This window comes from Blautia sp. 1001283B150304_161114_C9, assembly GCF_015668165.1.
Lineage (GTDB): Bacteria > Bacillota > Clostridia > Lachnospirales > Lachnospiraceae > Blautia_A > Blautia_A wexlerae.
On record NZ_JADPGO010000083.1, the window covers coordinates 1 to 1,756 of the forward strand.

Annotated in this window: 3 protein-coding genes; 1 reads left to right on the forward strand and 2 read right to left on the reverse strand. The window is 35.8% G+C overall.

Annotated elements, in window-relative coordinates; genetic code table 11:
- Window positions 1-275: hypothetical protein (locus I4V44_RS17335; protein WP_330610683.1), on the forward strand; the 275-nt coding region annotated here is incomplete at its 5' end.
- Between the two features lie 277 nt (window positions 276-552).
- Here the strand turns inward: I4V44_RS17335 and I4V44_RS17340 are convergent.
- Both I4V44_RS17340 and I4V44_RS17345 read right to left on the reverse strand, forming a co-directional pair.
- Window positions 553-894 carry a nucleotidyltransferase domain-containing protein gene (locus tag I4V44_RS17340; RefSeq protein ID WP_118571132.1) on the reverse strand — a complete coding sequence of 114 codons (342 nt, stop codon included), beginning with the start codon at window positions 892-894 and terminating at the stop codon, window positions 553-555.
- Between the two features lie 216 nt (window positions 895-1,110).
- Window positions 1,111-1,756: zinc ribbon domain-containing protein (locus I4V44_RS17345; RefSeq protein ID WP_196003016.1), on the reverse strand; the 646-nt coding region annotated here is incomplete at its 5' end.

A 1,756-nucleotide genomic window follows, 5' to 3' on the forward strand; every position in this document is an offset into this window, starting at 1 on the left:
ATGGCTCCTATAAAGAAATATATTCCGCAGACGGAAGCAGCCGATATTTCACAGTAAACAGTGATCTTCCGGCATATACCAGACCAGATGCTACTGCGGTGAACACGACACTGAAAACCGGATCATTAACAAAAATCATTAAATGTGCACTCATAAGCGGAAAGATGTATATTCAGTTAGAATGCGATGGAGAAATCTACTGGATTAAAGCGCTGGAAAATCCACCGATTTCTGATAACGAAAGACAATTTATGGAAGTTAGGTATGCAGGATGATATCATGTTTGGGTAGTGTAAAATAGTTTGTGTTTTTGGTAAAAAATAACTCCTTTTTGGTAAGAATTCAGATATGACAATTCTTATCGAAAAGGAGTATTTTTTATGGCACTCATATACAGCAAGCACAGCTGATATTGCATGGTAAATCCCATAATATGCCCGGTTATTTGCTCCACGGAATTCTTTAGCTGTCAAAAGGATTTCGGATGCCTTAATATCACTTTTAGAGGTTTCAATACGATACAGTACCAAATCTTTCTGCGTTCCCTTTTCATTAGACTGCATCAAACAGTTTCACTCCTTCCTTCTTTACATTCGCATAAAATGGGTATACATCAACCCAGTTCTGGAAATGCTGTTGGCTTTTTGCTATCGGTTTAATATCAAGGTCATGATCCATATTGAAATCAAAAGTTTCTCCTGACAATTCATGGCGATACTGTTTAATATCTATGTCTGACAAGTCCAGGAGAATCATTATATCTATATCAGAATCTGCCTTATAATCTCCCCTTGCATAGGATCCATATAAAATTACTGTCTTTAAATGACTTCCATATATCTTCCGTAATATTTCGGTATACTGATCCAACAATATTTTTATTGTTACCGGCATAATGTTTTCTCCTTTCCTGCTTCGATACTTTTTTCTTTATTATAACCGAACCACCATATCTTTTCTACTGCTTTCTCACACTGTAAATTCATATTTTTCCCGCATTTGTCACAAGATTGTCACAGACTCCTGCCAATATGCCCGGAAAAGCGCGTATTTACGGCATTCTTTCAAAATTAATATCAAGCATTTTCTTTTTGCATATATTATCTTATATTATCTCTTTTTATAAATCAACAGTTCTGGATTTTCACCATCCTTCTCATATGTACATGCCAGAATAAAATCCATACTTGCCAAAATACCAAAGCACCTATCTCCTCCAAATTCAGACTCCAGTTGGTCCCCCAGATAGGTTTTCTGATCATCAAGGAATTTTACTTTTTGTCCATTAGGCAGAGTATATTCCAGATTCACATATTTCCCCACAAGTGCATTTAGCTTGTCTACTCTTGGAAGTCCGTCGATATGCAGATTATTTATTTCATTTATCAATTGCATTTTAAACTCTTCAAACTGCCCATTGTCACTAAGCTCATCATACCTTTTCCAGTAATCCAATTTTGGAAGCATTTCCTTCAAATAAGAGCGTGCCTGTTCTTCTGTAAAGTTTTCATTTACCATATTCTTTACACACACATCAATCAATTCATCCATATCATTATATGTGTATGTTCCATCTGCATAGCACCATTTACAATACTCCTCATTTAATGTACCATCTTTATCACGTCCCAAGATAGAATCATCATCAATTGGCATTCCACAGCACTGACAGATCAGCCTTCTTGGTTCTCCCAAAAGCGTATTAATTGAAACATCAAATTCTTTTGATAAAAGCCTAAGTGTATCAGTATTTGGG

Bases quoted from the DNA above. Each gene is read 5' to 3' on its own strand.
- I4V44_RS17340 (WP_118571132.1), bottom strand. From the start codon at position 894: ATGCCGGTAACAATAAAAATATTGTTGGATCAGTATACCGAAATATTA.